Origin of the sequence: Bacillus cereus group sp. BfR-BA-01383 (genome assembly GCF_022663495.1) — a bacterium.
Taxonomy (GTDB): domain Bacteria; phylum Bacillota; class Bacilli; order Bacillales; family Bacillaceae_G; genus Bacillus_A; species Bacillus_A cereus_AU.
This window is the reverse complement of record NZ_JAKUFP010000140.1, coordinates 1-253: the sequence shown is the minus strand read 5'-3', so window position 1 is coordinate 253 and position 253 is coordinate 1. Positions and strand designations below refer to the sequence as shown.

The following is a 253-nucleotide window of genomic DNA, read 5'->3' as shown; positions in this document are numbered from 1 at the left end:
GTGGGACAGATGATTGGGGTGAAGTCGTAACAAGGTAGCCGTATCGGAAGGTGCGGCTGGATCACCTCCTTTCTATGGAGAATTGATGAACGCTGTTCATCAATATAAGTTTCCGTGTTTCGTTTTGTTCAGTTTTGAGAGAACTATCTCTCATATATAAATGTATGTTCTTTGAAAACTAGATAACAGTGTAGCTCATATTTTTTAATTTTAGTTTGGTTAAGTTAGAAAGGGCGCACGGTGGATGCCTTGA

Annotated in this window: 1 rRNA gene; it reads left to right on the top strand. The window is 39.5% G+C overall.

Annotated features, from left to right (window positions below):
• Positions 1 to 72: ribosomal RNA gene (locus MR065_RS27330) — 16S ribosomal RNA — on the top strand; the annotation flags it as partial.
• Positions 73 to 253: the final 181 nt, after the last annotated feature.